Annotated in this window: 31 protein-coding genes; 10 read left to right on the top strand and 21 right to left on the bottom strand. The window is 36.8% G+C overall.

What is annotated here, in order from left to right; translation table 11 throughout:
- Positions 1-23: 23 nt before the first annotated feature.
- Both ACM6HU_RS10185 and ACM6HU_RS10180 read right to left on the bottom strand, forming a co-directional pair.
- A complete protein-coding gene (locus ACM6HU_RS10185; protein WP_016115807.1) occupies positions 24-194 on the bottom strand; it encodes a hypothetical protein in 171 nt (56 codons plus the stop codon).
- Between the two features lie 117 nt (positions 195-311).
- The gene (locus ACM6HU_RS10180; RefSeq protein WP_016115808.1) at positions 312-434 is read right to left on the bottom strand and encodes a DUF3983 domain-containing protein; all 123 of its coding nucleotides are present in this window, start codon (positions 432-434) and stop codon (positions 312-314) included.
- A gap of 130 nt (positions 435-564) precedes the next feature.
- Between ACM6HU_RS10180 and ACM6HU_RS10175 the strand changes: the two genes are divergently transcribed.
- A complete protein-coding gene (locus ACM6HU_RS10175; protein WP_016131846.1) occupies positions 565-861 on the top strand; it encodes a hypothetical protein in 297 nt (98 codons plus the stop codon).
- Positions 862-977: 116 nt separating this feature from the next.
- On the opposite strand, the gene ACM6HU_RS10170 is transcribed toward ACM6HU_RS10175, so the two are convergent.
- Positions 978-1,172 carry a hypothetical protein gene (locus ACM6HU_RS10170; RefSeq protein ID WP_016115810.1) on the bottom strand — a complete coding sequence of 65 codons (195 nt, stop codon included), beginning with the start codon at positions 1,170-1,172 and terminating at the stop codon, positions 978-980.
- Between the two features lie 188 nt (positions 1,173-1,360).
- On the opposite strand from ACM6HU_RS10170, the gene ACM6HU_RS10165 reads away from it, so the two are divergent.
- On the top strand, positions 1,361-1,798 hold the full coding sequence (locus ACM6HU_RS10165) for a hypothetical protein (protein ID WP_414848126.1): 438 nt from the start codon (positions 1,361-1,363) through the stop codon (positions 1,796-1,798).
- Positions 1,799-1,904: 106 nt separating this feature from the next.
- On the opposite strand, the gene ACM6HU_RS10160 is transcribed toward ACM6HU_RS10165, so the two are convergent.
- Genes ACM6HU_RS10160 through ltrA form a run of 4 tightly spaced genes read right to left on the bottom strand, consistent with a single transcriptional unit; the run spans position 1,905 to position 4,183 of the window.
- The gene (locus ACM6HU_RS10160; RefSeq protein WP_016115812.1) at positions 1,905-2,066 is read right to left on the bottom strand and encodes a DUF3797 domain-containing protein; all 162 of its coding nucleotides are present in this window, start codon (positions 2,064-2,066) and stop codon (positions 1,905-1,907) included.
- A gap of 2 nt (positions 2,067-2,068) precedes the next feature.
- Positions 2,069-2,263: a hypothetical protein gene (locus ACM6HU_RS10155; protein ID WP_016133205.1), complete on the bottom strand. Its 195-nt coding sequence runs from the start codon at positions 2,261-2,263 to the stop codon at positions 2,069-2,071.
- On the bottom strand, positions 2,235-2,357 hold the full coding sequence (locus ACM6HU_RS10150; RefSeq protein ID WP_016115814.1) for a hypothetical protein: 123 nt from the start codon (positions 2,355-2,357) through the stop codon (positions 2,235-2,237). The genes ACM6HU_RS10155 and ACM6HU_RS10150 overlap by 29 nt, the downstream gene beginning before the upstream one ends.
- A gap of 26 nt (positions 2,358-2,383) precedes the next feature.
- On the bottom strand, positions 2,384-4,183 hold the full coding sequence (gene ltrA / locus ACM6HU_RS10145; RefSeq protein WP_016115815.1) for a group II intron reverse transcriptase/maturase: 1,800 nt from the start codon (positions 4,181-4,183) through the stop codon (positions 2,384-2,386).
- Between the two features lie 783 nt (positions 4,184-4,966).
- Between ltrA and ACM6HU_RS10140 the strand changes: the two genes are divergently transcribed.
- Positions 4,967-5,218, top strand: a complete 252-nt coding sequence (locus tag ACM6HU_RS10140; protein ID WP_016115816.1) for a hypothetical protein — start codon at positions 4,967-4,969, stop codon at positions 5,216-5,218.
- Between the two features lie 62 nt (positions 5,219-5,280).
- Here ACM6HU_RS10140 and ACM6HU_RS10135 read toward each other — a convergent pair whose 3' ends face one another.
- A complete protein-coding gene (locus ACM6HU_RS10135) occupies positions 5,281-5,493 on the bottom strand; it encodes a hypothetical protein (RefSeq protein ID WP_033671414.1) in 213 nt (70 codons plus the stop codon).
- A 202-nt stretch (positions 5,494-5,695) separates the two neighbouring features.
- Positions 5,696-5,845, bottom strand: coding sequence for a hypothetical protein (locus ACM6HU_RS10130; RefSeq protein ID WP_414848125.1), 150 nt, complete (start codon positions 5,843-5,845; stop codon positions 5,696-5,698).
- On the opposite strand from ACM6HU_RS10130, the gene ACM6HU_RS10125 reads away from it, so the two are divergent.
- Together ACM6HU_RS10125 and ACM6HU_RS10120 are read left to right on the top strand one after the other, a co-directional pair.
- Complete coding sequence (locus ACM6HU_RS10125; RefSeq protein WP_044880869.1) at positions 5,840-6,232, top strand: ImmA/IrrE family metallo-endopeptidase; 393 nt, start codon at positions 5,840-5,842, stop codon at positions 6,230-6,232. The two genes, ACM6HU_RS10130 and ACM6HU_RS10125, sit on opposite strands and share 6 nt — an antisense overlap.
- Before the next feature lie 192 nt (positions 6,233-6,424).
- Entirely contained in the window at positions 6,425-7,579 is a 1,155-nt protein-coding gene (locus tag ACM6HU_RS10120) for a tyrosine-type recombinase/integrase (protein WP_016115818.1), read from the top strand.
- A 131-nt stretch (positions 7,580-7,710) separates the two neighbouring features.
- Here the strand turns inward: ACM6HU_RS10120 and glnA are convergent, their stop codons facing one another.
- From glnA to hflX, 4 genes are all read right to left on the bottom strand, one after another.
- A complete protein-coding gene (glnA, locus tag ACM6HU_RS10115; protein WP_016115819.1) occupies positions 7,711-9,045 on the bottom strand; it encodes a type I glutamate--ammonia ligase in 1,335 nt (444 codons plus the stop codon).
- Positions 9,046-9,093: 48 nt separating this feature from the next.
- On the bottom strand, positions 9,094-9,483 hold the full coding sequence (glnR, locus tag ACM6HU_RS10110) for a transcriptional repressor GlnR (protein WP_002014475.1): 390 nt from the start codon (positions 9,481-9,483) through the stop codon (positions 9,094-9,096).
- A 174-nt stretch (positions 9,484-9,657) separates the two neighbouring features.
- The gene (locus ACM6HU_RS10105) at positions 9,658-10,929 is read right to left on the bottom strand and encodes an aminotransferase class I/II-fold pyridoxal phosphate-dependent enzyme (RefSeq protein ID WP_414848124.1); all 1,272 of its coding nucleotides are present in this window, start codon (positions 10,927-10,929) and stop codon (positions 9,658-9,660) included.
- Positions 10,922-12,199 (bottom strand): GTPase HflX, encoded by a 1,278-nt coding sequence (hflX, locus tag ACM6HU_RS10100; protein WP_016115822.1) that lies wholly within the window; start codon positions 12,197-12,199, stop codon positions 10,922-10,924. The genes ACM6HU_RS10105 and hflX overlap by 8 nt, the downstream gene beginning before the upstream one ends.
- Positions 12,200-12,291: 92 nt before the next feature.
- On the opposite strand from hflX, the gene ACM6HU_RS10095 reads away from it, so the two are divergent.
- Both ACM6HU_RS10095 and ACM6HU_RS10090 read left to right on the top strand, forming a co-directional pair.
- Entirely contained in the window at positions 12,292-12,915 is a 624-nt protein-coding gene (locus tag ACM6HU_RS10095; RefSeq protein WP_016115823.1) for a trimeric intracellular cation channel family protein, read from the top strand.
- Between the two features lie 248 nt (positions 12,916-13,163).
- Positions 13,164-13,298 (top strand): hypothetical protein, encoded by a 135-nt coding sequence (locus ACM6HU_RS10090; protein ID WP_001051869.1) that lies wholly within the window; start codon positions 13,164-13,166, stop codon positions 13,296-13,298.
- A gap of 47 nt (positions 13,299-13,345) precedes the next feature.
- Here ACM6HU_RS10090 and spoVK read toward each other — a convergent pair whose 3' ends face one another.
- On the bottom strand, positions 13,346-14,302 hold the full coding sequence (gene spoVK, locus ACM6HU_RS10085; protein ID WP_016115825.1) for a stage V sporulation protein K: 957 nt from the start codon (positions 14,300-14,302) through the stop codon (positions 13,346-13,348).
- 119 nt (positions 14,303-14,421) lie between these two features.
- Between spoVK and ACM6HU_RS10080 the strand changes: the two genes are divergently transcribed.
- Both ACM6HU_RS10080 and ACM6HU_RS10075 read left to right on the top strand, forming a co-directional pair.
- Positions 14,422-15,384 (top strand): tyrosine-type recombinase/integrase, encoded by a 963-nt coding sequence (locus tag ACM6HU_RS10080; RefSeq protein WP_016115826.1) that lies wholly within the window; start codon positions 14,422-14,424, stop codon positions 15,382-15,384.
- 115 nt (positions 15,385-15,499) lie between these two features.
- On the top strand, positions 15,500-17,770 hold the full coding sequence (locus tag ACM6HU_RS10075; protein ID WP_414848123.1) for a Gly-Xaa-Xaa repeat protein: 2,271 nt from the start codon (positions 15,500-15,502) through the stop codon (positions 17,768-17,770).
- Between the two features lie 70 nt (positions 17,771-17,840).
- On the opposite strand, the gene hfq is transcribed toward ACM6HU_RS10075, so the two are convergent.
- Both hfq and miaA read right to left on the bottom strand, forming a co-directional pair.
- Entirely contained in the window at positions 17,841-18,065 is a 225-nt protein-coding gene (hfq, locus tag ACM6HU_RS10070) for an RNA chaperone Hfq (protein ID WP_000813896.1), read from the bottom strand.
- A gap of 25 nt (positions 18,066-18,090) precedes the next feature.
- Complete coding sequence (gene miaA / locus ACM6HU_RS10065) at positions 18,091-19,041, bottom strand: tRNA (adenosine(37)-N6)-dimethylallyltransferase MiaA (protein ID WP_016115830.1); 951 nt, start codon at positions 19,039-19,041, stop codon at positions 18,091-18,093.
- A gap of 325 nt (positions 19,042-19,366) precedes the next feature.
- Between miaA and ACM6HU_RS10060 the strand changes: the two genes are divergently transcribed.
- Entirely contained in the window at positions 19,367-19,603 is a 237-nt protein-coding gene (locus ACM6HU_RS10060) for a hypothetical protein (protein WP_170927990.1), read from the top strand.
- A gap of 93 nt (positions 19,604-19,696) precedes the next feature.
- Here the strand turns inward: ACM6HU_RS10060 and ACM6HU_RS10055 are convergent, their stop codons facing one another.
- The 5 genes from ACM6HU_RS10055 to ACM6HU_RS10035 form a co-directional block, all read right to left on the bottom strand.
- The gene (locus ACM6HU_RS10055) at positions 19,697-20,581 is read right to left on the bottom strand and encodes a cell wall-binding protein EntA (RefSeq protein ID WP_353778885.1); all 885 of its coding nucleotides are present in this window, start codon (positions 20,579-20,581) and stop codon (positions 19,697-19,699) included.
- Positions 20,582-21,110: 529 nt separating this feature from the next.
- Positions 21,111-22,964: a fructose-specific PTS transporter subunit EIIC gene (locus tag ACM6HU_RS10050; RefSeq protein WP_016115833.1), complete on the bottom strand. Its 1,854-nt coding sequence runs from the start codon at positions 22,962-22,964 to the stop codon at positions 21,111-21,113.
- 12 nt (positions 22,965-22,976) lie between these two features.
- Positions 22,977-23,888 (bottom strand): 1-phosphofructokinase, encoded by a 912-nt coding sequence (gene pfkB / locus ACM6HU_RS10045; protein WP_016131849.1) that lies wholly within the window; start codon positions 23,886-23,888, stop codon positions 22,977-22,979.
- Positions 23,885-24,637 (bottom strand): DeoR/GlpR family DNA-binding transcription regulator, encoded by a 753-nt coding sequence (locus ACM6HU_RS10040; protein ID WP_016115835.1) that lies wholly within the window; start codon positions 24,635-24,637, stop codon positions 23,885-23,887. Before ACM6HU_RS10040 ends, pfkB begins: the two co-directional genes overlap by 4 nt.
- A 159-nt stretch (positions 24,638-24,796) precedes the next feature.
- Positions 24,797-25,960, bottom strand: coding sequence for an iron-containing alcohol dehydrogenase (locus tag ACM6HU_RS10035; RefSeq protein ID WP_077295783.1), 1,164 nt, complete (start codon positions 25,958-25,960; stop codon positions 24,797-24,799).
- Positions 25,961-26,061 lie beyond the last annotated feature (101 nt).

Below are 26,061 nucleotides of genomic sequence, written 5' to 3'. Positions count from 1 at the left end.
AGACCACTCCTTTTATTTATTAATTACTTTTGTCTTAATGCTCCACGTCTACGCTCATATCGTGGTCCACGAATCCCCATTAAATCCTCAATATCACGTGTGCTTAACTTTTCTTTTTGTTTTTTCTTATTTTTCTTTTTCCCTTGTTTTGATTGCTTTTTCCATTCACGTAATTGATCTCTTAGTGCTTTCATTCTCCCCATCTCCCTTTTCAAAATAAAAAGGACACCATATTCTCAAAACAGCTATAATTGCCGTTTTTATGAATTGGTGTCCTCTAGTTTTCTAGCCGGACTATATTCTTTTTTCATTCACTTTAAAATACTAGCTTGTACAAAAATATTTCTCCAAGCATTATCAACTTGATATTTATCCACCACTTTTGCACGACGAGCAATAGCTTTCTTTATTTTTCTCTTCTTTAAACTTGTCATTCCTCTAACCTCACTTTCTATTAAAAGGATTATTTTGTTAAGAACTTTATTCCAATTTATAACCGCTATCTTTTTCTTTTATTTTCCATTAAAATTAAATAAAAACATTTTGATAACATAGGAGAAAGCTATGAAACATAACATCAATCTATGGTCCTTTATTTGTTCCTTGATTTGTATTGGTTTATTCCGTTTATATTTTGAAATCCCATCTGAAATATTCAAATTTTTTACGGATTCACTACACATTCACCCTTTATTCATTTTACTAGTTTTAACAATAGGAACTTTTTTTGCTGGCATGATTGACTTCTCTAAGATAAATAATTGGGTAGCGATGCTTAGAAGCATAGTAACAGTCCTACTAACATTTTCATTATCTGTATTTCTAACACTTACTTTGATTGTAGGATATGCGTTAAGCTAAAACGCAATTTAAAGACAAGACTGAATAAAACTCAATATTCCGTCAATACTGTAGACAACCCATTTCTTAACCTATTCCACAACCCGAGCAGTTAGCTTTTGCTAGCTGCTCTTTCGTTAATCTTCTTCAAAGCTCCAGCCGCCATCAATATAATTTGCTGACCATTCTTTCCACTTTTGCTCTAGGAAATCTTCTACATCTTTATCTGTTTCTGGATAATACCCTAATTCATTTAATGTGAATGTTTCATCATGCTTTGCACCAGCATAACCAATACTTAATGTGAAACGCACTTTTGTATTTGGATCCATATCCATTCCCCTTTTCTACAAAATGAAATTTTTGTTCGTATTTTCGTCATATTTCCGAAAAATTTTCATCAACTTACAAAATATGACACTATTTCTATTTCTTAATTGGTATTATCTAGTATATCAATTAGGTTATAACACTTGATTGATATACTAGATAATACCAATATAGAATAGGAGATGTATGTATGTTAAAAAAATTAGCTATCGGAATTTTATTGCCTGGAAACTTCGCACATGCCACGTCGCCTCAACAAGTGCATAACCCCTTAGAAATTAAACCACTAGTACAAACGTCATTACTCTCAGAACAATATTCTTATAGTTTCTCAAGTTTATCTGATCCTAGACAATTCGGTTACATCTATGTGAATAATGCAGGACATATCACTTTTAATGTTGATCAAAAAACAGTTGATGGTAAAAGAATAACGTACGCCTTCTTAAAAATGGAACCAGATGGTTCTTCGACTATCTTCGGTTCTGGTACATTTAAAGGTACTGGTTCATTTACTTTTACAACTAATAAGCCAGCTCCTGTAGGAACTTATATGCTGTATGTAAAAAAAGTGGACTCTATACGTTCCTCTGATTCATCAGGAACTATCACATTTACCACACCTTGATAGTCATACACTTCTCTAAAAAAGAAATCCTTTGACGAAGCCGTCAAGGGGTTTCTCTTTTCTAATCCCCCAATAATTCTCTTATTCTATAAAATAGCGTTTTTGTTTAGTTTTCCTTTATTTCAATACTCCATCCATATTTACAAGTTCGCTTGAATGTATCATCATTTATTTCTAAAGTGCCTTCACCATTTCCGACCTTATCGTTACCGCATTCAGGACATTTCGCATATTTTCTAGTTAATTTAAGTGTACTTACAACATTCATTATTAATCCTCCTCAAGTTCCGTAACAGTTAAGTAATTTCTTGCTTTCTTCTTCTTTGCCAATCTGCTTTGATAAGCTGGTGTCATGTAAAAGTGAACTGTTTTAGGAAGTACGCCCATATGCTGAGCGCATTCCTTTATGGTCCCGATACATATCAATGACTCACCTTTATAAACGACGTACTCCTTTTGGTTCACTTTTCAACTCCCCATTTCTACTAGTTGCGATAGGTAAGACTTTGAAGTTATCTCTATCTTTTCCCCCGCTTAACACTGTACGTGCGACTTTCATCGCATACAGCGTCCCATCTTATTCTTTTATACTAAAGTAACTAGATTACAAGCTTTACGGAGTTTGTTTATTTTCTTCAATTGTTTATCGTTCAATTGAAGTATTCTCATATACGTTCTAATCGTCTCTTCATTTGTAGCATGAATCAGTCTGTGGACAAATTCATATACAATAATTAGGTTATTGAACTCGTCAGTTCCTCCCATACCTTTCGGTACTTTGTGATGACAGTGTGCTTCATCAGCTAGCAAAAAGATTCCTATGACAGCACATTTTCCATTTTGCATGGAATATCTCGACATTCTGTTATCTGTATACTCCATGCTTTTCCCTATGGTGGAGGATAACAACATTTTTTGCATTTCATTGGCAATGTTGCCTTTTAAACTTTTGATGAGTTTCTGTCTTCCTTTTCTAGTGTAATTACATATATCTTGACTAAAACTTTGAGGGAATCGTGTTTGTATGTCTGCTAGTGGATATACATGATTACCTGCTATTTCAAAGGTTCTAAAATTGTTCTTGTGTAATTTTTTGTATAATGTATTAGCATTGGTAGGAATTTTATATTTTCCTATTGATTTTAGACGATTAAACAATATTTTCGAGAGACGAAAGGCTATTTCAGCAAAGTCTATATTCACCTGTGTTGCAATTCTGTAGTAGTTTTTTATACCAAGCACGTAAGAATTATAATCCTGTACCGTTTTTCCTGATGGACTCTTTTGAATTGCTTTAATCCTTGTTTTTGCTTTTTCAAGGATGTCCTTTTTCTTTTTCTCGCTTACATGTGTGTTTGCCACATATCTTTTGCGCTTTTTAACAGCTTTGATAGAGAATCCCAGAAAATCCGAAGATTTTCTTTTCAGATTAGTTATAGTTGATTTTTCCTTAGATACATCAAGGTTTAATTGATTTTTGAGATACCCTTCCACTGCATGGAATATTTTTGTTGCAGATTGATGGTTGTTGGTAAATATCTTGAAATCATCTGCATACCTAACTATATACATTCTTTTCAGTTTTGCTTTTGATAAACGGTAGTTTTTAGTTTGTACTGTATGTGGTTTTCTTGTTTTGATATTCTCCCACTGACTAGATATCCACCAATCTAAATCGTTTAGTACAACATTACTAAGTAATGGACTTAGGATTCCTCCTTGCGGAGTTCCTTTTGTGGGAATACCTTCTCCTTTGATTGGTGCTTTTAACATTTTCGAGATGATTGTCAGTACCCTTTTATCAGTTATACCTATGTTGTATAGTTGTTTTAATAATTTGGAATGGTTTACGTTATCAAAGAAACCTTGTATATCAATATCTACTACGTGACTATATCCCCCTCTATTTATCAAAAATTGACACCTAGCCATTGCATGGTGTGTTGACCTGTTAGGTCTAAATCCATATGAATGCTTGTAGAATTTTGCCTCACATATTGGTTCTAGAACCTGTTTGAACATTTGTTGTATCAATCTATCTCTCATAGTAGGTATTCCTAATGGGCGTTTCTTTCCATTTGGTTTAGGTATTTCTACCCTACGTACCGTGTTAGGTTTGTAGTCTACAAGAGCTTTTCTTATGTTATCAACAAAAGAATCTACATCTTTCATTTTATAGTGGTCGATTGTAATACCATCTGTTCCTTCGGTTTTAGAACCGGTGTTAGTCTTTATATTTCTATATGCTAGTAGAATATTTTCTTTTGATACTATGTGCTTATATAAATTCACACCTTTAGTAGCATTGTTTTCGCTACGTTGATATAAATCATCAAACACTTTTTGCATGTCGTAATATTCTGCATGTCGTAATGTTGTACTCACCGATGTATTAATTCCCCTTTCTTACGAAAAGTCCCATCATCTTACTCGATCCTGTGAGTTACATCTAGTTAATTTAGTTTTCAAAGAACAAGACTAGGGACTATCCCTCCACATTCGTTACATGCTTCGTCGGTACTGTGTCCCCACCTTCACAAGAATGAAGCAATTTCGGTTCGTTAGAACCTTATATGCATCTGTCCGCTAGTAGGCGTTGTTGACAGTTTCTTGTTTACCACGTTCCGATTGACCTAGCTATACATATATCCTTAGGTGCTTGCTTTAAGCCTGTTATCTTTACATCCTCATCGTTAGATGTTCCGAATTTCATATTATTTACTCTTACTTTTCGGTAGATAACGTCGTCATTGACGACATACACATTTCTAATGCATTAAGCGTTTAGACCCGTACATTCGCAAGTTCGCCAGTCCATTCAGACATTCTCACCATAGATATTTTGTAGCATCCCGACCTATCCATTACCATATGATTTCTCACTTAGGTTTTGTTCAGCCGACTTCACCTAGCTTCATACAATTTGCGACTACTATCACGCCTCGCATGTAGGAGTATCAGATAAGTAGTTTCAGCTCAACCTGACGGCTTTCATTCCTACTCTCAGTCAATCCGTTGTTGTCATCAAATTGATAACCCTCCTATTTCGTGTTTACACACTTATAAGGAAACGTGTCGCACAAATAGCGTTTTTATTGAAAACTCACTTTGATTCACTTTGTTTATGGTATAATCTGTATAATTCATTTTTCAAGAAAGGACAAAGTAATGAGAGCATACTTTGGGATCACTTCATTTTTATTAACTTTAATCGTATTTTTCGGTCTATTATCTATGCGTACAAACGGTTATATACTTTTTTTAATACCTATCTCAATTATTTTAGCTATTTTTGCTCCAAAAGGTACATCGAAAAAAGTCGCTGTAGCTAGTTTAGTAATTTCATGTATTATTTACGCTCTCATATTCGGCCTACTTTTTATCATTGGTTGGGGATTGGCAGAATCAAAATTAAACTAATCCCCTTTTTTTCCAAATAACGATTTTGTTAAAATTTCACTTCAATTCACTTTGACTATGGTTTAATCTGTATAATTCATTTTTTCAAGAAAGGATAAAGCAATGAGAGAATACTTTGGTTTCATTTCAATGTTTTTAACTTCAATCTTATTTTTCGGTCTGTGTATAGCCGGTCCTTTTTTAATTTTAATACCCATCTCAATTGTTTTAGCTATTTTTGCTCCGAAAGGTACAGCCAAAATATTCGCTTTTGTTGGTTTAATAATTTTAGGTATTTTCTACGCTTGCATATACATCTTCATTTATTTTATTGATTAGGGATTAGCTGAAACTCATCTCAGATAATCATCTTTCTCCAAAATAAGGATTTTGTCTTGTTTTACAATCTGCAGTGTTTCTTTAAAAACTCTTCCAACTCATTGATCCATTCCAACGTAAATTGCGTTGGTTCTTCAATCATGTCACCCATGACCGAAACTATATTTCTATAAGTCGCTTCTGCTTCATCTTTTCCTCAAGTACAACTACACGATCATTGTAATTTTGCGGATACTGCGCTTTAATGTCTTGATCCAACGCCTTTTGCATTTTAAATAGTTCGGATAAATCAATTCCTTTTTTATTCATCTTGAATCAGCTACAAATCAATTATTTTATCTTTTCAGTAAACTTAGTATCCACACTTTTCATGATTTACATGAAGAGATTAATGGTTTTTACAAATGTGAAGAAGGAAATAAGTTTATCGCTATCAATAATAATTTATCAGAAACTATGCAAAGGACAGTTTGTGCTCACGAATTGGGACATGCTGTCCTTCACGAAGAAGTAAATACTCTATTCTTACGAAAAAATACTTTTTTATCTGTTGATAGATTAGAAATAGAAGCCAATACCTTTGCTGCATTTTTATTAATAGACAAAAATACCATTATTCCAGGTGATACAAAAAAATGTATCACCTATAAAAATAACATTCCTATAGAACTCTTAAAGTTTTATAAAATTTATTAAAAGAGGAAGTTGTTTTGATTATTGATTTAGCGATTGAAAGAGAAAAAAGACAGAAACAAAAAGAAAATTAACTTGTAAAATTGCCTATCGTTACGCGAGTTTACGAAGAAGATGGAGAAATTAAATACGAAATAGAAGGATATATAGACACACCTGTTTCTTAGTTAAAAGAAAAATAAAGGAGGGAAAATCATGGCGTCTTTCCGAAAATACCAAACAAAAGATGGAGCTAAATGGCTCTACAAAATTTACACCACTATTGATCCGAAAACAGGAAAGAAAAAACAAACAACAAAACGTGGTTTTAAAACAAAGAAAGAAGCTCAACTTCATGCTGCGAAGGCTGAAACAGAATTAAGTAACGGGACTTTTATAGAAGATAAAAATGTGATGATTTCTACATTTTTGAATGATTGGCTTATAACCTACAAAAAAGGAAAGGTTAGAAATCATACATACAATCTTCACAAAACAGCAATAAACAAGCATATCGTTCCGTTTTTCGGATCGTATAAGGTATTCGATATTACACCTTCACTCTGTCAAAAATTCGTGAATCACCTCTTAGAAGAAGGGTATAGTGAAAATAGTGTTAAGAATTACACTGCACCTTTAAAAGGAGCTTTGCTCAAAGCTGTTGATTTGCAGCTTATTCAACAAACACCTTTCCGCGGAATTGTCATTGCTAAAAGTGATACTGAAGACAAAAAAATTAAGCATTTAGAAGGACAAGAAGTGAATACATTTGTTCAAAAATTAAAAGATACAGAACCTCATTATTTCTCGTTGTTCTTTACACTACTTCACACAGGAATACGCAAGGGTGAGGCACTGGCTTTACGATGGGATGATATTGATTTAGAAGAAGGAACAATAAGTATCCGTCACACCTTCACTTATGATTATAAAAACCTAGATAATCTATTCGCTAAACCCAAAACAAAAGCATCTTACCGCACGATAATCTTAGCAGATTTTTTAATCCAAATCTTAAAAAATCATAAACTTGAACAGAATAAATGTAAACTGAAATTAGGAGGGTTATACCATGATCTTTCATTAGTATTCGCACGTGAAAATGGACTTCCTTATCCAAAGTCTACTTTACAAAGAGCGATGACTCGCATTTTAAAAAAAGCTAATGTAACAAATATCACGATTCATGGTTTACGTCATACACATGCCGTTCTTTTGTTAGACGCCGGATATTCAATGAAAGAAGTGCAAGAAAGATTAGGGCATGATTCAATTCAAATTACTTCTGACATATATGCCCACATTTCAAAAGAGATGAACAAAAAGAGTCTTAATAAATACGAAGCGTTTGCGAAACGCAACCTACTTTAAAAAGGTCATGGTATGGTCATGAAATAAATATGGTCAAAATATGGTCATAAGCTAAAAACAATTGATACTTCTCCCTTTATCCATGCATACAAAAAACCCTCAACACGTTATGTGTCAAGGGTTTGAGACTCTTAGTAAAGAGACATATATTGATCGCGTTCCCATTGGTGTACTTGCGTGCGAAACATATCCCACTCAATTTCTTTCGCTTCGATGAAGTGCTCAAGTAAATGTTCACCTAATGCACCACATACAACTTCGTTAGATTGTAGTGTAACTAACGCTTGTGCTAATGTTGCTGGTAAGTCAACGATACCTGCTTCTTCACGTTCTTCTTTAGTCATTACATAGATGTTACGATCCACTGCAGCTGGCGGAGTTAATTTATTTTTAATTCCGTCAAGACCTGCTGCTAATAATGTTGCCATTACTAAATATGGGTTTGCAGCTGGGTCAACACTACGAACTTCTACACGTGTACTTATACCACGAGATGCTGGAATACGCACTAATGGACTACGGTTTTGTGCAGACCATGCTACGTAACAAGGCGCTTCATATCCAGGTACTAAACGTTTGTAAGAGTTTACAGTTGGGTTAGCTACCGCTGTAAATGCTGGGGCATGTTTTAAAATACCTGCGATAAAGTGACGCGCATCATCACTTAATTGTAATTCACCATTTTGATCGTAGAATACGTTTTCTCCATTTTTGAATAGAGATAAGTTACAGTGCATACCAGAACCGTTCACTCCGAATAATGGTTTCGGCATAAATGTTGCGTGTAAACCGTGTTTACGAGCGATTGTTTTTACAACAAGTTTGAATGTTTGAATGTCATCACATGAACGAAGTGCATTCGCATATTTAAAATCAATTTCGTGCTGTCCTGGTGCAACTTCATGGTGAGATGCTTCAATTTCAAAACCCATTTCTTCAAGTTCAAGAACGATATCACGACGACAGTTTTCCCCTAGATCCATCGGCGCAAGGTCGAAGTATCCACCGTTATCGTTTAGTTCTAATGTTGGATTTCCTTTTTCATCAACTTTGAATAAGAAGAACTCCGGTTCCGGTCCAAGGTTGAATTCTGTAAATCCTAGTGCTTCCATTTCTTTTAACATACGTTTTAAATTGTTACGTGGGTCACCTTCAAATGGAGTGCCATCAGCATTGTAGATATCGCAGATTAAACGAGCTACTTTACCTTTTTCAGCAGTCCAAGGGAATACTACCCAAGTATCTAAGTCTGGATATAAGTACATGTCAGACTCTTCAATACGAACAAATCCTTCAATTGAAGATCCATCAAACATCATTTTGTTATCTAGAGCTTTTGTTAACTGACTAACCGGAATCTCTACGTTTTTAATAATCCCTAAAAGATCCGTAAATTGTAGACGGATATATTTTACATTCTCTTCTTTCGCTAAACGAAAAATATCTTCTTTTGTGTACTTTGCCATTATATATTCCTCCTTAGTCCCTCTAAACACCTTCAGAATCAGTAATCTTTAGTGAAAAAACCTTGAAATATCACCTTGCCGTAATGAAGTTCGATTGAATCTACCTGTATGTTGCAATTCATCTCGAAGAATTTTACGAAGCTCGGATTTTGAAATTTCTTTCGTTTCCTCTTTTACTTTCACTGCTTCTGTTTGATTTTCTTTCATTTGTAACACTTGTTTAATACCAGCCATATTTAAGCCTTGATCTAACAAATCTTTAATTTCTAACAACTTATCTACATCATTAAATGAAAACAATCTACGATTTCCCTTTGTACGGGTTGGGAAAATTAAATTGTGCTCTTCATAGTAGCGAATTTGACGAGCAGATAATTGTGTTAAATCCATTACAATACCAATAGGAAACAGCGGGGCAGAACGTCTATCTTCTTTCATTGTTTCAGTTCCTCCTTCGCTTTAACTGTTTCTCATTTTATATCATGTTATGTTTGATGTCAACAGATGTTAGCTTTTATGACATGATTTTTTTATAAGTTTTTTCACTCTTTTTTAAAATGGCATAAATACCTTCTTCTATACAAAAAAGCTACCGAAATCGGCAGCTTTCCCTTACGAAATTGTTAATAGATTTTTTTCAATTAACGCATCGATCGCAGAACAAATCGCAATCTTCACGTGAGAATAAGTTAATCCACCTTGCACATAGGCAACATATGGAGGACGAATTGGACCATCTGCTGATAGCTCAATACTTGCACCTTGAATAAACGTACCTGCAGCCATAATGACATCATCTTCATAACCTGGCATATAGCTTGGATACGGTGTAAAGTGAGAATTAATTGGAGATGCGTATTGGATCGCTTGGCAAAATGCAATCATACGCTCTTTGTCATCAAATTGAACAGACTGAATTAAATCTGTTCTTGCAGCATTCCAAGTTGGTGATGTATTCATTCCTAACTTTTCTAAAAATGCCGCTGTAAAGACCGCCCCTTTTAACGCTTGACCAGCAACATGAGGAGCTAAGAAGAAACCTTGATACATTTCTTGTAAGCTATATAAAGATGCCCCTGCTTCTGCTCCAATACCTGGAGATGTTAAACGATATGCACAAGCTTCTACATATTGTTCTTGCCCAACAATGTAGCCACCTGTTTTTACAATTCCACCACCTGGGTTTTTAATTAGAGACCCTGCCATTAAATCTGCCCCGACATGACACGGTTCTAACTCTTCAACAAATTCTCCGTAGCAGTTATCTACAAATACAACAACATCTGATTTAATCTCTTTTACAAAAGAAATCATCTCTTTAATTTCCGCGATTGTAAATGACGGACGCGTCGCATACCCTTTCGAACGCTGAATACCAATCATTTTCGTATTTCCATGAATAGCTGCTTCTATAGCTTTAAAGTCAACACGCCCTTCTACCGTTAACGGTACAGCATTATATCCAATGTTATACTCTTTAAAAGAACCAACACCTTTGCCGCGCACACCAACAATTTCTTCTAACGTGTCATATGGTTTCCCTGTTATATATAATAGTTCGTCACCAGGGCGCAAAATACCAAATAAAGCTGTCGAAATCGCATGTGTACCTGAAATAATTTGCGGACGAACAAGCCCTGCTTCTGCTCCAAATACATCAGCATACACCTTTTCTAATGTGTCACGACCGATGTCATCATAGCCATAACCTGTTGTTGGAATAAAGTGTGAATCACTAATTTTATGTTTACGAAAACTTTCTAATACACGGAATTGATTACTTTCAATTACTGTATCAATACGTTTGTGTACACCGGCAATTTGTTCTTCTACTTCTTTTACAATAGGAGCGATTCTTTCTCCATTTTTCAAACGATCAAACATTTTTATTCTCTTCTCCTTTTTCCACTAAAAATCTCTTTAACTGTCCATTCAGCGGTGAATGAGCAAATATATAACCTGTACACTCATACAAGAATCCATCTTCTTTAAATTCCATCCCAGTTAATACCGTTTCTGTTTTTAAAAGCGTTAGTAATCTACCTTCACTCGGAGGAATCATGACCTTATACGATTCCATCTCTTCCATCATCTTCGTTTCTACCGATTCTTTCAAGATTAATAAATCTGTTTCTTCAAAGGCACTTGTCATAAGAAAATCATTTTTTGGAAATGGAATAAAATTCTGATGTAATCTATCCTTCTTATTGTAAACCGTAATAATTGGAATGTGGTCAATTTCAAGGTCTTGTAGTAATTTTTTCACTGTCTGTTCATGACCTACATAATTTGGATCTGCAGAATCAACGACATGCAAAATCACATCCGCTCCCCCCGCTTCTTCCAGTGTAGAGCGAAACGCAGCAACCAATGACGTTGGTAAATCTTGAATAAACCCTACCGTATCAGTTAATAGCACCGTATACCCACACGGCAATTGCATTTTTCTTGTTGTTGGATCTAACGTCGCAAACAGCAAATTTTCTTCAAATGTATCTGCTTCTGTTAATCTGTTAAACAACGTCGATTTTCCAGCATTTGTATACCCAATTAACGAAACTTGAAATACTTGATTATCCTTTCGGCGCTCACGATATCTTTTCCGGTGCTCCACAACAATCGCTAGCTGCTTCTTAATTTCATCAATACGAGAGCGAATGTGACGACGATCTGTTTCTAGTTTCGTTTCACCAGGACCCCTCGTACCAATCCCGCCTCCAAGACGTGATAGCGCTAGCCCTTGTCCCATAAGACGCGGCATTGTGTATTGTAGCTGAGCTAATTCCACTTGAAGCTTACCTTCTCTTGATTTCGCACGCTGAGCAAAGATATCCAATATTAGTTGCGTTCGATCGATTACTCTCGCATCTAACATAGCTGATAAATTACGGATTTGGCTTGGTGTTAATTCATTATTAAATATAATAACAGCCGGTTCTAGTTCTTCTGTCAGCGCTGCAAGTTCTTCTAATTTTCCCTTACCTATATAAGTAGCGGGATGAAATTTCGGACGTTTTTGCGTTGTAGATACCAAAACTTCTGCACGTGCCGTATTTGCTAGCGATGCGAGTTCTTTCATGGAATGCATAAACCGTTCATCATCATCTTGCGGCAATTGACAGCCAACTAATATGACTTTTTCTTTTTCTTCCATCAAATATGTTCACTCATCCTTTTCGAAATTTAAACCTTCTAATATAATAGCAGAGGAAGCACATTTCATCTAGTTAGCGAGGGAGAAAATTCATGGCATGGGAGATTTTTAGCATCATCGGTACAATTGCCTTCGCACTCAGCGGAGCTATTGTCGCAATGGAAGAAGATTACGATATTTTCGGGGTATATATTTTAGGGATGGCAACTGCCTTTGGAGGAGGTGCCCTTCGTAATTTATTAATCGGTTATCCAATCGGCGCTTTTTGGCAACAAGACATGTTATTTCAAATTGCACTTTTATCAATGACGATTATCTTTCTATTTCCAAATAAATTAATTAAACATTGGAAAAGATGGGAGAACATTACAGATGCTATTGGCTTATCAGCATTCGCTGTACAAGGAGCACTTTATGCACAAAAACTAAATTTACCTATTAGCGCTACAATTGTTGCAGCTGTTTTAACAGGGATTGGCGGTGGTATCATTCGTGATTTATTAGCACGCCGCAAACCTCTCGTCCTTCGCGCAGAAGTATATGCATTTTGGACGATTTTAGCAGGATTTTTAATTGGCGCCAAGATTATCGTCAGTGACTGGGCTCTATACACCTTATTTATTTTTATTGTTTGCTTCCGCATGATTTCCATTCATTTCAAATGGCATTTACCGCACAGACGCTTAGAGAATAAAGAGCGTTCTTTGCATAAATAGTAACTTCACCTCTTTACATGACGTAAAGAGGTTTTTCTTTTCCAACGTTTTTTTCTGTTCAGAGTGTCCATACTAAACTTTAAAGCGAGGTGAACATAATGACAAACCACGTAAACAAAGGTGCTCAAAAAAGCTCAGTCAACCAAATTAGCTTCGACCCAAAATCCGCCTATGAAAAAAGCAAAAAGATGGAGCGATATCATAGGGCATATCAACAAAAAGCTAAAGAAGAATAGAGGTGATAAAGAATGGCAAAAGGAAACAACAACCGCAATCGCGGACAAAGTAGTAGCGTTAATCCACAAGGACTTGCATCAGATGTAGCTGATACAAGTCCAAAAAGCAAATTAGAACAACGAGCAAAAACAAAAAATACAAAATAGAATACGATGCATTACGTTTCTCTTCCATAATAAAGTAAACGCACAGTTCATGAACTGTGCGTCTCTTCTTCAAGCGTTAAATCACTACTTGATATCCCAATTAAATCATACTTATCGTATGCATCCGCTTGCAATAAGCGCATCGCCTGTGTACGAATGGATTTCTCAACAATATTCCGGACATAGCGTCCATTACTAAATGATGTAATTTGTGATGAATATTTCACCGCATGTAAATGATCACGGAATTTCCATTCCGCCTCTTTTGATAATTGATATTCTCGTTCATCATACATTCTCTTACCAATTTCAAGCAACTGATTCACTGTATAATCCGCAAATTCAATAATAAATGGAAAACGCGATTGCAAACCTGGATTTAAAGAAAGAAAATGATTCATCTCTCTTGAATATCCCGCTAAAATCAAAACAAATCCATGTTGCTTATCTTCCATATGTTTGACAAGCGTATCAATCGCTTCTTTTCCAAAATCTTTCTCTCCACCACGCGCTAGCGAATATGCTTCATCAATGAACAATATTCCACCCATGGCTTTTTTAATTAAATCTCTTGTTTTTTGTGCTGTATGCCCAATATATTCTCCCACAAGATCCGCGCGTTCCGCTTCGACCAAATGCCCTTTTGATAAAATGTTCATCTCAAATAATAATTTTCCAATCATTCTTGCAACAGTTGTTTTCCCCGTTCCCGGATTTCCTTTAAATAACATATGAAGCACTTGCTTTTCTGACTTTAAGCCAATTTCTTGCCTTTTCTTATTTACATAAATCCATGCATAAATTTCTTTTATGATTTTTTTTATATCTTCCATTCCAACAAGTTTACCCATTTCTTCTTCAATCCGCTGCAGCATCTCATGCTTCGTAGACGTTTCACTTGAAATTACGGATTTCTTTTCTGGAGCAGGTACTGAAATTTTTTTCCGGTGATTTAACACGATATTAATTTGATTATTATTTTTCTTTCGCATCGATTGTTCCATACAATCACCTCTTTTTATCGACTCACCAAAAAATATTATTAATTTTTCCACTCCCCATACAAATAACTGTTTTCAGAAAAATTTGTTATAATATAAGAAAAAAACAGGGTGGTGGGAATATGGAAACAAAGGAAATTCATGATACAGTACAAGCTTTTTCTTCCTTTTTATTAAATAAAGGACGAAAACCTTCAACCATTAAACGTTACGTCTATGATATTGAAGATTTTGGGCATTGGTTAGAAAAAAATAAAAAACTTTCCTCTAGTAATATATGGGCTACACTTTGTACAAAAGACTATGAAGATTATTTTTCCGACTTAAAAAAGAAACGGCATTACTCTGAAAAAACAATGCACCGTGTATTTATTGTCTTAAATAGACTATATCAGTTTTTAAACCTCCCAAACCCATTAAAGGACATGGAACTCGTCATCCAACCTAATCGTGCGTTACGTGATGAAGATTTCATTTCAAAAGAGGACGAAAAACGCTTAAAACATACCTTGACTTCATTAGAAGGATTATCAGAGAAACAACGCCCTGTCCGTCCATTACTAATGGATCGTAATATTTCTATTGTAAATTTACTCATTGACTACGGCTTATCCCTACAAGAACTTGTATCATTAAATATGCATCACGTTCATTTTGAAACGAATACAATTTCCATTCCAGCAGTAGCAGGTATTGAAAGAACCATTAATTTAACTCACGACGACAAAAAACAACTATATAACTATTACAAAAAAATCCCTGAACCAGTTCGTCCCAAATACCATAGTGATGACCCGCTATTTGTGGCATTCGATTTCAACCGTAACACATATCGATGGGTGTACGAAAATGATGCTCCAAAAGCACTAACAGAAATAGCGGTCCAAAAAATGATTCGCCTTGAAGTAGCCCGTGCAAATTTACGTAAAGGGATTTCCGGTCAACACTTTCGAAACACCTTTATTTTACGGTTAATCGAACAAAACACTCCAGAGCAAGAAATCATGAAACGCGTTGGTTTCAAATCAAAAATTTCTTTAAAAAGGTATTATCAATATGCAAAACAAAAAGAAAACGCCTTATAAATGGGCGTTTTTACTATTTTTCACATAAACTGCCCGTTTCCCTATTCCTTTTTATCTTTAACTTGCATCTACTATGATAGGTTTTTCACCATCTCAATTAGAAAGGAGCATTTTAATGTCTCATTTTAATGATAACCAAAAAAAGATTTCAAAACCGTATTTTCCAACACAACCTCGTCGTATTCCGACAGTTCATTATACCCCTATTCCTAAATTATACGCGAATCTTTTTTCCGATACTTTAAGTGACCTAACTAATATTATTCCAGCTGTATTTTCCAATCCAACAGAATCTAACATAAAAGAACTTATAAACTTATTAGAAATAATAAAAGGGTTCCTGGAACGTTTAAACTTAACGCTTACACAGCGAGAAGCTGGCATTGCAATTGTCGAAAATTTAATTACTATTTTGGATAATCAACCTTTTGTAGCAAATGCAACATATATTGAATTACAAAACCTACTCAACTTTTCACTGTATATCACTAAATTATTTAGAATCAATCATCTTGTGTTCAAAAAAATCATCGTGCAAATAGAAAATTTACAAGTTACTTTACTACAAATTGCGTCAATTGAAATGACTGGACCTCAAGGCGAACAAGGATCTCAAGGTGAACAAGGGCTTCAGGGCGAACAGGGACCTCAGGGCGAACAGGGACCTCAGGGTGAACAAGGGCTTCAGGGCGAACAGGGACCTCAGGGCGAACAGGGACCTCAGGGCGAACAGGGGCCTCAGGGCGAACAGGGGCCTCAAGGTGAACAAGGACCTCAAGGTGAACAAGGACCTCAAGGTGAACAAGGGTCTCAAGGCGAACAAGGACCTCAGGGCGAACAAGGACTTCAAGGCGAGCAAGGGCCTCAAGGCGAACAAGGTATTCAAGGCGAACAAGGTATTCAAGGCGAACTAGGGCCTCAAGGCGAACAGGGACCTCAGGGCGAACAGGGGCCTCAGGGCGAACAGGGGCCTCAAGGTGAACAAGGACCTCAAGGTGAACAAGGGTCTCAAGGCGAACAAGGACCTCAGGGCGAACAAGGACTTCAAGGCGAACAAGGACCTCAGGGCGAACAAGGACTTCAAGGCGAGCAAGGGCCTCAAGGCGAACAAGGTATTCAAGGCGAACAAGGACCTCAAGGTGAACAAGGGCCTCAAGGCGAGCTAGGACTTCAAGGCGAACAAGGACCTCAAGGCGAACAGGGACCTCAAGGCGAACAGGGACCTCAAGGCGAACAGGGACCTCAGGGCGAACAGGGACCTCAGGGCGAACAGGGACCTCAGGGCGAACAGGGGTCTCAAGGCGAACAAGGACTTCAAGGCGAACAAGGACCTCAAGGCGAACAAGGACCTCAAGGCGAACAAGGACCTCAAGGTGAACAAGGGCCTCAAGGCGAGCTAGGACTTCAAGGCGAACAAGGACCTCAAGGGGAGCTAGGACCTCAAGGCGAACAAGGACCTCAAGGTGAACAAGGTATTCAAGGCGAGCAAGGGCCTCAGGGCGAGCAAGGGCCTCAGGGCGAGCAAGGGCCTCAGGGCGAGCAAGGGCCTCAGGGCGAGCAAGGGCCTCAAGGCGAACTAGGGCCTCAGGGCGAGCAAGGGCCTCAAGGCGAGCAAGGTATTCAAGGCGAACTAGGGCCTCAAGGCGAACTAGGGCCTCAAGGCGAACAAGGACCTCAAGGCGAACTAGGGCTTCAGGGCGAACAAGGACCTCAAGGCGAACAAGGTATTCAAGGCGAACAAGGACCTCAAGGCGAACAAGGGCCTCAGGGCGAACTAGGGCCTCAAGGCGAACTAGGGCCTCAGGGCGAACAAGGGCCTCAGGGCGAACAAGGGCCTCAGGGCGAACAAGGGCTTCAGGGCGAACAAGGGCCTCAGGGCGAACAAGGGCTTCAGGGCGAACAAGGGCCTCAGGGCGAACAAGGGCCTCAGGGCGAGCATGGACTTCAAGGCGAACAAGGGCTTCAAGGGGAGCGAGGACCTCAAGGGTTTAGTTTTCCAGTAACTACAGCCGTACTTAAAAATACACTTCCACAAACTATAAAACCTAATCAAAACATCCAGTTCAATCTTATCTCAAACATAAATAACATACATTTCGATGCAACAGATACAATCACAATCCTTGAAGATGGTGTATATGTCATTGACTTTTCAGCTTCAACAATATTTTCAGGGTCAGCTCCCTTCGGCTTTGGAATTTCCATTAATGGCAACATACCTTCAGATAACTTTTCAGCAAACACAATTGGAAGTTCAATTACATTTTCAACAATTGAAACTTTAAAAGCCAGAACTACGATTACTATTCAATCTACCACTAATACAATCACTATTCCCGAGACAGGTGATACCACTGTTAGACTCTCTATTTTCCGCATTCATTAAAGAATCTCTAAAATATATAAATAAAAAAAGAGCGAATCACTCGCTCTTTTTTGCTATGTACAATTCTTTACTACTCTAATTCAATTGAAACGTTTTTTTGTGGAACAAATGTAGAAATAGCATGTTTATAAATAAGCTGTTGCTTTCCTTCTGTTTCCAATAAAACTGTAAAGTTATCAAAACCTTTAATTAATCCACGAAGCTGGAAACCATTTAATAAGTACAGCGTCACAAACGTATTTTCTTTACGGAGTTGATTTAAAAACTGATCTTGAATATTGATTGATTGCTTCATGTCGAATCCTCCTCTTTTTCTCTACTTACTTATTATTCGACTTTAATTGTAGCTTTCCTTCTATGTACCGCAAAATTTCTGCTGTTTTTTCACCATCAGTCACATCAAACCATGTAACATCCATCTTGTTACGGAACCATGTTAGTTGACGCTTTGCATAGCGACGCGAATTTGTTTTTAATTGCATTATCGCTTCTTCTAGCGAAACATGCCCTTCGAAATAATTATATAATTCTTTGTAACCAATCGCTTGAATAGATTGACAGTCCCTGACTCCATTTTCGTATAAAGCATTCACTTCTTGCAGCAATCCTTGTTTGACCATAAGATCAACACGCAAGTTGATGCGATCATATAACATTTCGCGATCCATAGTCAAGCCGATTAGCGAAACATCATATAACAACTCATTTTCTTGCTTTTCAAGTTGATCACTCATCTTCCGCCCTGTTGTATGGAAAATTTCTAGCGCACGAATGACACGCCTTACATTATTCGCATGAATGCGACTTGCACTTTCTGGATCTACCTCTCGCAGCTTTTCATGTACATATTCTACACCATGTTTTGTCGCTAATTTTTCCAGTCCCTCTCGATATACAGGATCTCCAGCTTCATCTGTAAACTGATAGTCATATAAAACTGATTGTATATAAAGGCCGGTACCACCAACAATAATTGGTAGTTTCCCGCGTTCTGTAATTTCTCGAATATGGCCTCGAACAAGCTCTTGAAATTCCGCTACAGAAAATGAATCTTCTGGATTTTTAATATCGATCATGTAATGCGGAATTCCTTCCATTTCTTCCATTGTTACCTTAGCTGTCCCGATATCCATCGTACGATAAATTTGCATCGAGTCCCCACTAATGATTTCACCATTTAACGCTTTTGCGAGATCAATGCTTAATTTTGTCTTTCCCACCGCAGTCGGTCCGATGATGACAGCAACTTTTTCACATTGCAGTTCTCCCATATACTTCAACTCTCTTTATGTAATCTTATCCATCTGATCATTATATCCAATCTTACCAATTTTAATAGTCATAATGCAAGTTCTTTCAATACTGTAAATGAAATTCAAAAAATAAGAATGATACAGTGAACCCTTAACCAAGTAAGATCACCTTCTTCCCTCACCGATTATCCCCCTAACCAAACAGGCTTTTATAAAGTTTCTCGCCTCCCTCTAAATCTTGAGATGAGGACCTTACTACCTAAATGGCGAGATAAATTTGACATAGTTTGTCCAATGGTACATATACATGATAAAAAATAGGATCGGAGAGGATATAATGAAAATCGGACAAGCTACGCATAATTTTTCAACATTAACGGAGGAACTCATTTTAGCAACATCCTTAAAAGAAAAGAACTGCTCACAAGAAGAATTATATTTCGCTTTAAGCTGTTTACTACGTTCCTTTCATACATTATTGGACAATCAAACTTTAGACGAACCGACTAAACAATATGCACAAACCCAATTTTGCAGTGCATATAAAATCATCACAGGCCGCACTGTATATCCATTTTAAACTCACAAAAGGGCTGTTAGGAAATTCCCAACAGCCTGAAAGACCAGCACTCAATATTTAAGTGCTGGATTTATTTTTTTAACAACAATAGCATTATTTTAAAATTTTCACTTTAACAGATTTACGTCCCCATTTGTTAGCAGCTGAATCAGAGCCAACTAGAACGTCGATACGGTTACCTTTAATTGCGCCGCCAGTGTCACCAGCGATTGCTTCTCCGTAACCTTCTACCCATACTTTTGATCCAAGTGGAATCACTTTCGGGTCAACAGCAATCATTTTCATGTTTGGATTCGCTGTTAGGTCATGACCCATTGCAGTTAATACACGACCACCATATGTGCCGCCATTTTCACTCGGATGAGCTGTATATGCTGTAGCTTCAACTGTTAGTTCACGACCACCAGAAGGAGTGTTTGTTTCTGCTGCTTTGACAGCAGGTTTAGTAGCTGGTTTTTCTTGTGCTGCTGGTGCTTTTGCCTCTGCTTTAGCAGGTGCTGCAGCTTGAGCAGGAGCAGGCGTTTCTTGTTTTTCAATAACAGGTGCTGTACCTGTTAAGAAAGGAACATGAACGTAAGCTGTTTTCCCATTATATTCGAATTGTAACCACTCATTTTGTACTTGGTTCGTTGTTTCGATCATATCGTCTTTCTTAAGCGTACCAAGAATTTCTGAGTTTGTGTTTGCTTCAGCACGTACGTTTAATACGTTTGCTGTTACGTAATAGATGCTTTTTGTAAATTCTGCGTTTACGAATGCGTCTTTACCATTTAATTTGATTTGTGACCATCCGTTTTCTGTATTTGTAACATCTAATTTATGACCATTTAATACTTTACCTACAACTTGTGATTCAGTAGTTGGGTTCTCGCGTACATTTAATACCTCTGTTGTTACAACAGTTTCTGCTTTTGCAGAAGTAGTGAAAATCCCAAGACCAAAAACCGCTGCTGCTGCTATACCAATTAATTTTTTCATGAATAGCCTCCATTCGCTTTGTTTTCGTGTCCTCATTATAGCAACAGTTTTTTAGGTGATTTAGGATATCACACAATTACAAACGATTCGTAATCAATCATTAATGCTTTGTAATATAAAGTAGAATAATAGAAAATAGTGTTCTATACGTATTTTTAAGAGTTTTAATCATTTTTTTCTTTCAAACTCATATGTTTTTTTTGCAATAAAAGTAATAGTATTACCATCTTGTTACAAAAAAACACCGAAACATTACAATTCTTAGTTGCGCTATGTCTTTTTATGTAATAAATCATATACATTTTGACATTCATATATATAACATACACTATAAACCGAAAAGGACAGCTACCTAATATGGAGGCCACTGAAAAAGTCCACTTCATAAGAAAAAGGAGTCCACCACCTACTATATACAGGCGATGAACTCCTTTTTCCTTTCAACATATTGATAAAAATGCATGTTGTTTTTTCAAAGCAAACACTTTTTCAGTGCCTTCGTAATATGGCCGCTGTCCTTTTCAACTTTTTATGAAATTTTCTTTTTCCATATCCCTAACATAAAGGCAGATACAATAGAACCTATTAATATAGAAAGAATATATAGAACTGGTTTATTCACTAATAATATAACAAATATTCCACCGTGTGGCGCTGGCAATGTAATTCCAAATAACATCGATAATGCACCAGCAAGACTTGAGCCAACAACACAACTGACAATTACACGGATTGGATCAGCAGCCGCAAATGGTATTGCCCCTTCTGTAATAAATGATGTCCCCATAATATAGTTTGTAAAACCCGATTTACGTTCTGCTTCTGTAAATTTCGCTTTAAAAAGTGTAGTTGCAAGTGCAATCGCAAGCGGAGGTACCATTCCACCAGCCATAACAGCTGAATGCACACCAAAGTTTCCAGCCTCAATTGCAGCAATCCCAAATGTAAATGCTGCTTTATTAATAGGACCACCCATATCAACAGCCATCATTCCACCTAAAATAAGCCCTAATAGTATAGCATTCGCACCACCTAAACCATTTAACCAACTCGTTAACGCCTCATTTAAAGCAACAACAGGAGGATTTACAACTTTCAACATTAATACCCCTGTAAGTAACAAACCAAGTACCGGATATAATAAAACAGGTTTAATTCCTTCTAATTGTGCTGGTAAACCTGCTAATACTTTCTTTAAACCAAGTACAATATATCCAGCTAAGAAACCAGCAATTAATCCACCTAAAAATCCTGCATTTGCTTGCGCTGCTAAAAATCCACCGACAATACCAGGCATAAACCCTGGGCGATCCGCAATAGAACTCGCAATAAATCCAGCTAATATCGGAACAAGGAATTGGAATGCCCCTTTACCACCAATTGACATCAATGTTTCTGCAATCGGCCCTTTCGTATCGATACCACCAAAGAAAAAGGCTAGTGCAATTAAAATACCACCACCAACAACGAAAGGTAACATGTTACTAACACCATTCATTAAATGCTTATATATACCAAATCCTTTTTCCTTCTCTGGCCCCTCTACTTTTCTATTTTCTTTTATTCCTTTAAAAATCGGGGCTTCTTGATTCACAGCTCGATTAATTAGCTGATCTGATTTCCGAATACCATCTGCAACCGGTACTTGAATAACATGCTTTCCAGCGAAGCGATTCATTTCTACTTGTTTATCCGCCGCAACGATAATAGCTGTTGCACGCTCAATATCCTCTTTCGTTAATCCATTTTTCACACCAGTAGAACCATTTGTTTCGACCTTAATCGCAATTCCTAATTCTGCTGCCTTTGCCTTTAGACTGTCCGCAGCCATATATGTGTGAGCGATACCAGTCGGACAAGCTGTTATTGCTAACACATATGGTTCATTTCCTTCCGGTTTTGTTACTTCACTTTGCTCATCTTCTTGTTCATTTTCTTTTTCATCGAACAAATGAAGAAGCTCCTCTTCACTTTTTGCTTCTAACAGTTGTTTGCGAAACCCTTCATCCATTAATAACGTAGATAGACGAGATAGTGTTTCTAAATGTGTATTGTTTGCTCCTTCACTAGCCGCAATCATAAAGAATAAATGAGCTGGTTGTCCATCAAGCGACTCATAGTTGACACCGCTTACACTTCGTCCAAAGCAAATAGCTGGTTGTTTGACTGCTTTTGTTTTGGCATGTGGAATAGCAATCCCTTCACCAATTCCAGTTGTACTCTGCATTTCACGCTGTAAAATAGCCTCTTTAAATTCCTCTTGGCTATTCAATCTTCCTGCCTTTTCTAGTTTCTCTACTAATTCATCGATGACAGCTTCTTTTGCTGAAGCTGTCAAATCCATGATAACGGTATCCCTTTTTAAAAGTTCTGTAATTTTCATATTCTGTTCCCCCTACCGCTTTGTAATCATTACTTGCGATAATAATTCCTCTACTTTATCTTTCGTACATAAATCAGCTGAAAAAGCTGTTGCACTTCCTGTTGCTACACCATAACGAATTGCTTCTTCAACATCTTTCGTTTTTTCATATATCCCCACAAAACCTGCAACAAGAGAGTCTCCCGCTCCGACAGAATTGATAACTGTTCCTTTTGGTACGGTTGCCTCATATATTCCTTTACTTGTAAATAATAAAGCTCCATCTCCTGCCATAGAAACAATTACATTCTGTACACCTTGTTCAATTAACTTTTTTCCATATGGAATAATTTCTTCTACTGTTGAAAGCTTTTCTCCAAATAATTCTCCAAGCTCATAATGATTCGGCTTGATTAAAAATGGCTTATTTTGAATCACATACTGAAGCGCACTTCCGCTCGCATCAACAATGACGTTAATGTGACGTCTTGCCCCAAAAGCAGCAATCGTTTCATAAAATGTTTTTGGAATCGATGCCGGAATACTACCAGCTAACACAAGATAATCACCAGCCTGCATATCTTCAATTTTGTTCATCAACTGCCCGAGCTGCTCATCCGTAATAACAGGCCCTTGCCCGTTCAGTTCTGTTTCTTCCTGTCCCTTTATTTTCACATTAATACGCGAATCTCCATCTACATGAACAAAATTCGTCCTAACACCTTCACTTTTCAAAACATCTTCAATAAATTGACCTGTGAATCCGCCTATAAAACCAAGCGCTGTATTATCTATTCCCATCCGATGAAGCACACGGGATACATTAATCCCTTTCCCACCAGGAAATTTCATATCGTTTTCCGCTCGATTGACAGTTCCCAGTGTGAAATACTCTGCTTGAACAACATAATCAATCGATGGATTTAAAGTAACTGTATAAATCATCGTTTATCAACCTCAATTACATTTGTTTTTCGTTTATATTCTTCTTGCTCTTCTTCTAATGCATTTGTAATAATTGTCGCTTCTTCAATACTTGCAATTTTCGCAAATGCAACTTCGGCAAATTTACTTTCATCTATTAAAAAATAACCTTCATTCGCTAATGTTAACGCCCTTTTTTTCAGCAATGCTTCTTCAGGATCAGGTGTTGTATATCCAAGCTGTTCATGTACACCATTCGCCCCTAAGAAACACTTATCAAATCGATACTGCTGCATACTTTCCTGTGCCATCGCACCAATTAAAGCCTTTGTTCGACTCTTCATCATCCCACCAAGCAAGTAAGCACGAATATTATTTTCAACTAGCGCTTCAATATGCATAAGTCCATTTGTTACAACTGTAACTTCTTTCTCTATTAAATACGGAATCATTTCAAACGTTGTACTTCCCGCATCTAAATAAATACAATCACCTTTTGCTACAAAAGACGCAGCATGCTTAGCGATTTGTTTTTTCACTTGAATGTTTTTGGCTGATTTTTCAACCATCGTAGGCTCTTCACCTTTTCCAGTTAATACAGCAGCCCCGCCATGGACTCTTTTTAATAAACGCTCTTTCTCTAATTGCGCTAAATCACGACGGATTGTTGATTCTGAACTTTTTGTTTCTTCCACCAACTGTTGTAATTTCACTACTTTTTTCTCTTTCACAAGCTGTAAAATTAGCTGATGACGTTCAGGAGTTAACATATCACTCACCTCTTCTTTAATTACAGTATAATGAAATCGGATTCAAAAATCAATCAAAAACATTCAAATTCATTCAAATAAAGCCACTAAACCGTTCAATAACATTCAAAGAACCTTCTTGATACGTATCAAGAAGGTTCTTTGAATTATCTTTATCCTTTATAATGAAGCTCTATAAATCTCTACTACATCTTTTTTATTTAATTTTTTAAAATGACCAAATTCACCATAAACCATCGCTTTTTCAGCCATTACATCAATTTTCTCTTCTCCAATTTCATAGTCAGCTAAACGAGACGGTGCTTCAATAGATGTCCAGAAGCTTCGCAACGCTTCGATACCTTCCACCGCAATTTCCTTATCCGTTTTCCCTTCCATCTCTATATGAAACACACGCATCGCAAATTGTTTAAACCGATCTACATTTCCATCTAAAACATGCTTCATCCAATTTGGGAATAAAATCGCTAAACCACCGCCATGTGGAATATCATACACAGCTGAAACGGCATGCTCAATATTATGCGTTGCCCAATCACCGCGGACACCCATTGCTAAAATGCCATTTAGCGCCATCGTTCCACAATATAAAATTGTTTCTCGATGCTCATAGTTTTCTAAATCGTTTAAAAGTTTCGGGGCTGTTTCAATGACTGTTTTTAAAATAGATTCACAATAGCGGTCTTGTAATTCTGTATTTGAACCTTGATGAAAGTATTGTTCTAATACATGAGACATAATATCAACCATACCATAAATAGTTTGATTTCTTGGTACAGAAGCTGTATGCGCTGGATCTAAAATAGAAAACTGTGGGAACGTAACAGGACTACCCCACCCATACTTTTCATTCGTTTCCCAATTTGTAATAACAGACCCTGCGTTCATCTCAGAACCTGTCGCTGCAAGAGTTAGTACTGTACCAAATGGTAAAGCTTCATTTGCAAATGCTTTCTTTGTCACAATATCCCATACATCACCATCATATTTACTACCTGCAGCAATTGCTTTCGTACAATCGATGACACTTCCACCACCGACAGCTAAAATAAATTCAATATCATTTTCTTTACAGATTTGAATTCCTTTATTTACAGTAGATAAACGTGGGTTCGGCTCAACGCCTGTTAATTCAAAAATTTCCGCATCAATTTCGTTTAATATAGAGATTACATTATCATATACGCCATTTCGTTTAATACTTCCCCCGCCATATACGAGAAGAACCTTTTTACCATACTGAGGAATCTCTGTTTTTAATTGTTCTAATTGCCCTTGCCCAAAAATAAGCTTTGTCGGATTACGAAATATAAAATTTTGCATAATTCCCTACCCATCCTTCCAATATAAAAGTTACTATACTTTTGTATAACATATTTTGTTCATTTCACAAAAATATTTGCTTCATAAAGTGAATCTTTCCT

Source organism: Bacillus sp. IT-79MI2 (assembly GCF_949768135.1).
Lineage (GTDB): Bacteria > Bacillota > Bacilli > Bacillales > Bacillaceae_G > Bacillus_A > Bacillus_A pseudomycoides.
Note: the sequence above shows the minus strand (reverse complement) of the source record. Positions and strands in the feature narration are given on the sequence as shown.

What these genes read in the sequence shown, in the direction of transcription:
- ACM6HU_RS10175 (WP_016131846.1), top strand. Translation starts at nt 565, where the DNA reads ATGAAACATAACATCAATCTATGGTCCTTTATTTGTTCCTTGATTTGT.
- ACM6HU_RS10165 (WP_414848126.1), top strand. Translation starts at nt 1,361, where the DNA reads ATGTTAAAAAAATTAGCTATCGGAATTTTATTGCCTGGAAACTTCGCA.
- ACM6HU_RS10120 (WP_016115818.1), top strand. Translation starts at nt 6,425, where the DNA reads ATGGCGTCTTTCCGAAAATACCAAACAAAAGATGGAGCTAAATGGCTC.
- pfkB (WP_016131849.1), bottom strand. Translation starts at nt 23,888, where the DNA reads ATGATTTATACAGTTACTTTAAATCCATCGATTGATTATGTTGTTCAA.
- ACM6HU_RS10035 (WP_077295783.1), bottom strand. Translation starts at nt 25,960, where the DNA reads ATGCAAAATTTTATATTTCGTAATCCGACAAAGCTTATTTTTGGGCAA.
- ACM6HU_RS10055 (WP_353778885.1), bottom strand. Translation starts at nt 20,581, where the DNA reads ATGAAAAAATTAATTGGTATAGCAGCAGCAGCGGTTTTTGGTCTTGGG.
- ACM6HU_RS10075 (WP_414848123.1), top strand. Translation starts at nt 15,500, where the DNA reads ATGTCTCATTTTAATGATAACCAAAAAAAGATTTCAAAACCGTATTTT.
- ACM6HU_RS10150 (WP_016115814.1), bottom strand. Translation starts at nt 2,357, where the DNA reads ATGAAAGTCGCACGTACAGTGTTAAGCGGGGGAAAAGATAGAGATAAC.
- glnR (WP_002014475.1), bottom strand. Translation starts at nt 9,483, where the DNA reads ATGAAAGAAGATAGACGTTCTGCCCCGCTGTTTCCTATTGGTATTGTA.
- ACM6HU_RS10095 (WP_016115823.1), top strand. Translation starts at nt 12,292, where the DNA reads ATGGCATGGGAGATTTTTAGCATCATCGGTACAATTGCCTTCGCACTC.
- ACM6HU_RS10090 (WP_001051869.1), top strand. Translation starts at nt 13,164, where the DNA reads ATGGCAAAAGGAAACAACAACCGCAATCGCGGACAAAGTAGTAGCGTT.
- ACM6HU_RS10170 (WP_016115810.1), bottom strand. Translation starts at nt 1,172, where the DNA reads ATGGATCCAAATACAAAAGTGCGTTTCACATTAAGTATTGGTTATGCT.
- hflX (WP_016115822.1), bottom strand. Translation starts at nt 12,199, where the DNA reads ATGGAAGAAAAAGAAAAAGTCATATTAGTTGGCTGTCAATTGCCGCAA.
- hfq (WP_000813896.1), bottom strand. Translation starts at nt 18,065, where the DNA reads ATGAAGCAATCAATCAATATTCAAGATCAGTTTTTAAATCAACTCCGT.
- ACM6HU_RS10040 (WP_016115835.1), bottom strand. Translation starts at nt 24,637, where the DNA reads ATGTTAACTCCTGAACGTCATCAGCTAATTTTACAGCTTGTGAAAGAG.
- ACM6HU_RS10080 (WP_016115826.1), top strand. Translation starts at nt 14,422, where the DNA reads ATGGAAACAAAGGAAATTCATGATACAGTACAAGCTTTTTCTTCCTTT.
- spoVK (WP_016115825.1), bottom strand. Translation starts at nt 14,302, where the DNA reads ATGGAACAATCGATGCGAAAGAAAAATAATAATCAAATTAATATCGTG.
- miaA (WP_016115830.1), bottom strand. Translation starts at nt 19,041, where the DNA reads ATGGGAGAACTGCAATGTGAAAAAGTTGCTGTCATCATCGGACCGACT.
- ACM6HU_RS10105 (WP_414848124.1), bottom strand. Translation starts at nt 10,929, where the DNA reads ATGTTTGATCGTTTGAAAAATGGAGAAAGAATCGCTCCTATTGTAAAA.
- ACM6HU_RS10185 (WP_016115807.1), bottom strand. Translation starts at nt 194, where the DNA reads ATGAAAGCACTAAGAGATCAATTACGTGAATGGAAAAAGCAATCAAAA.
- ACM6HU_RS10130 (WP_414848125.1), bottom strand. Translation starts at nt 5,845, where the DNA reads ATGAATAAAAAAGGAATTGATTTATCCGAACTATTTAAAATGCAAAAG.
- ACM6HU_RS10140 (WP_016115816.1), top strand. Translation starts at nt 4,967, where the DNA reads ATGAGAGCATACTTTGGGATCACTTCATTTTTATTAACTTTAATCGTA.
- ACM6HU_RS10180 (WP_016115808.1), bottom strand. Translation starts at nt 434, where the DNA reads ATGACAAGTTTAAAGAAGAGAAAAATAAAGAAAGCTATTGCTCGTCGT.
- glnA (WP_016115819.1), bottom strand. Translation starts at nt 9,045, where the DNA reads ATGGCAAAGTACACAAAAGAAGATATTTTTCGTTTAGCGAAAGAAGAG.
- ACM6HU_RS10050 (WP_016115833.1), bottom strand. Translation starts at nt 22,964, where the DNA reads ATGAAAATTACAGAACTTTTAAAAAGGGATACCGTTATCATGGATTTG.
- ACM6HU_RS10160 (WP_016115812.1), bottom strand. Translation starts at nt 2,066, where the DNA reads ATGAATGTTGTAAGTACACTTAAATTAACTAGAAAATATGCGAAATGT.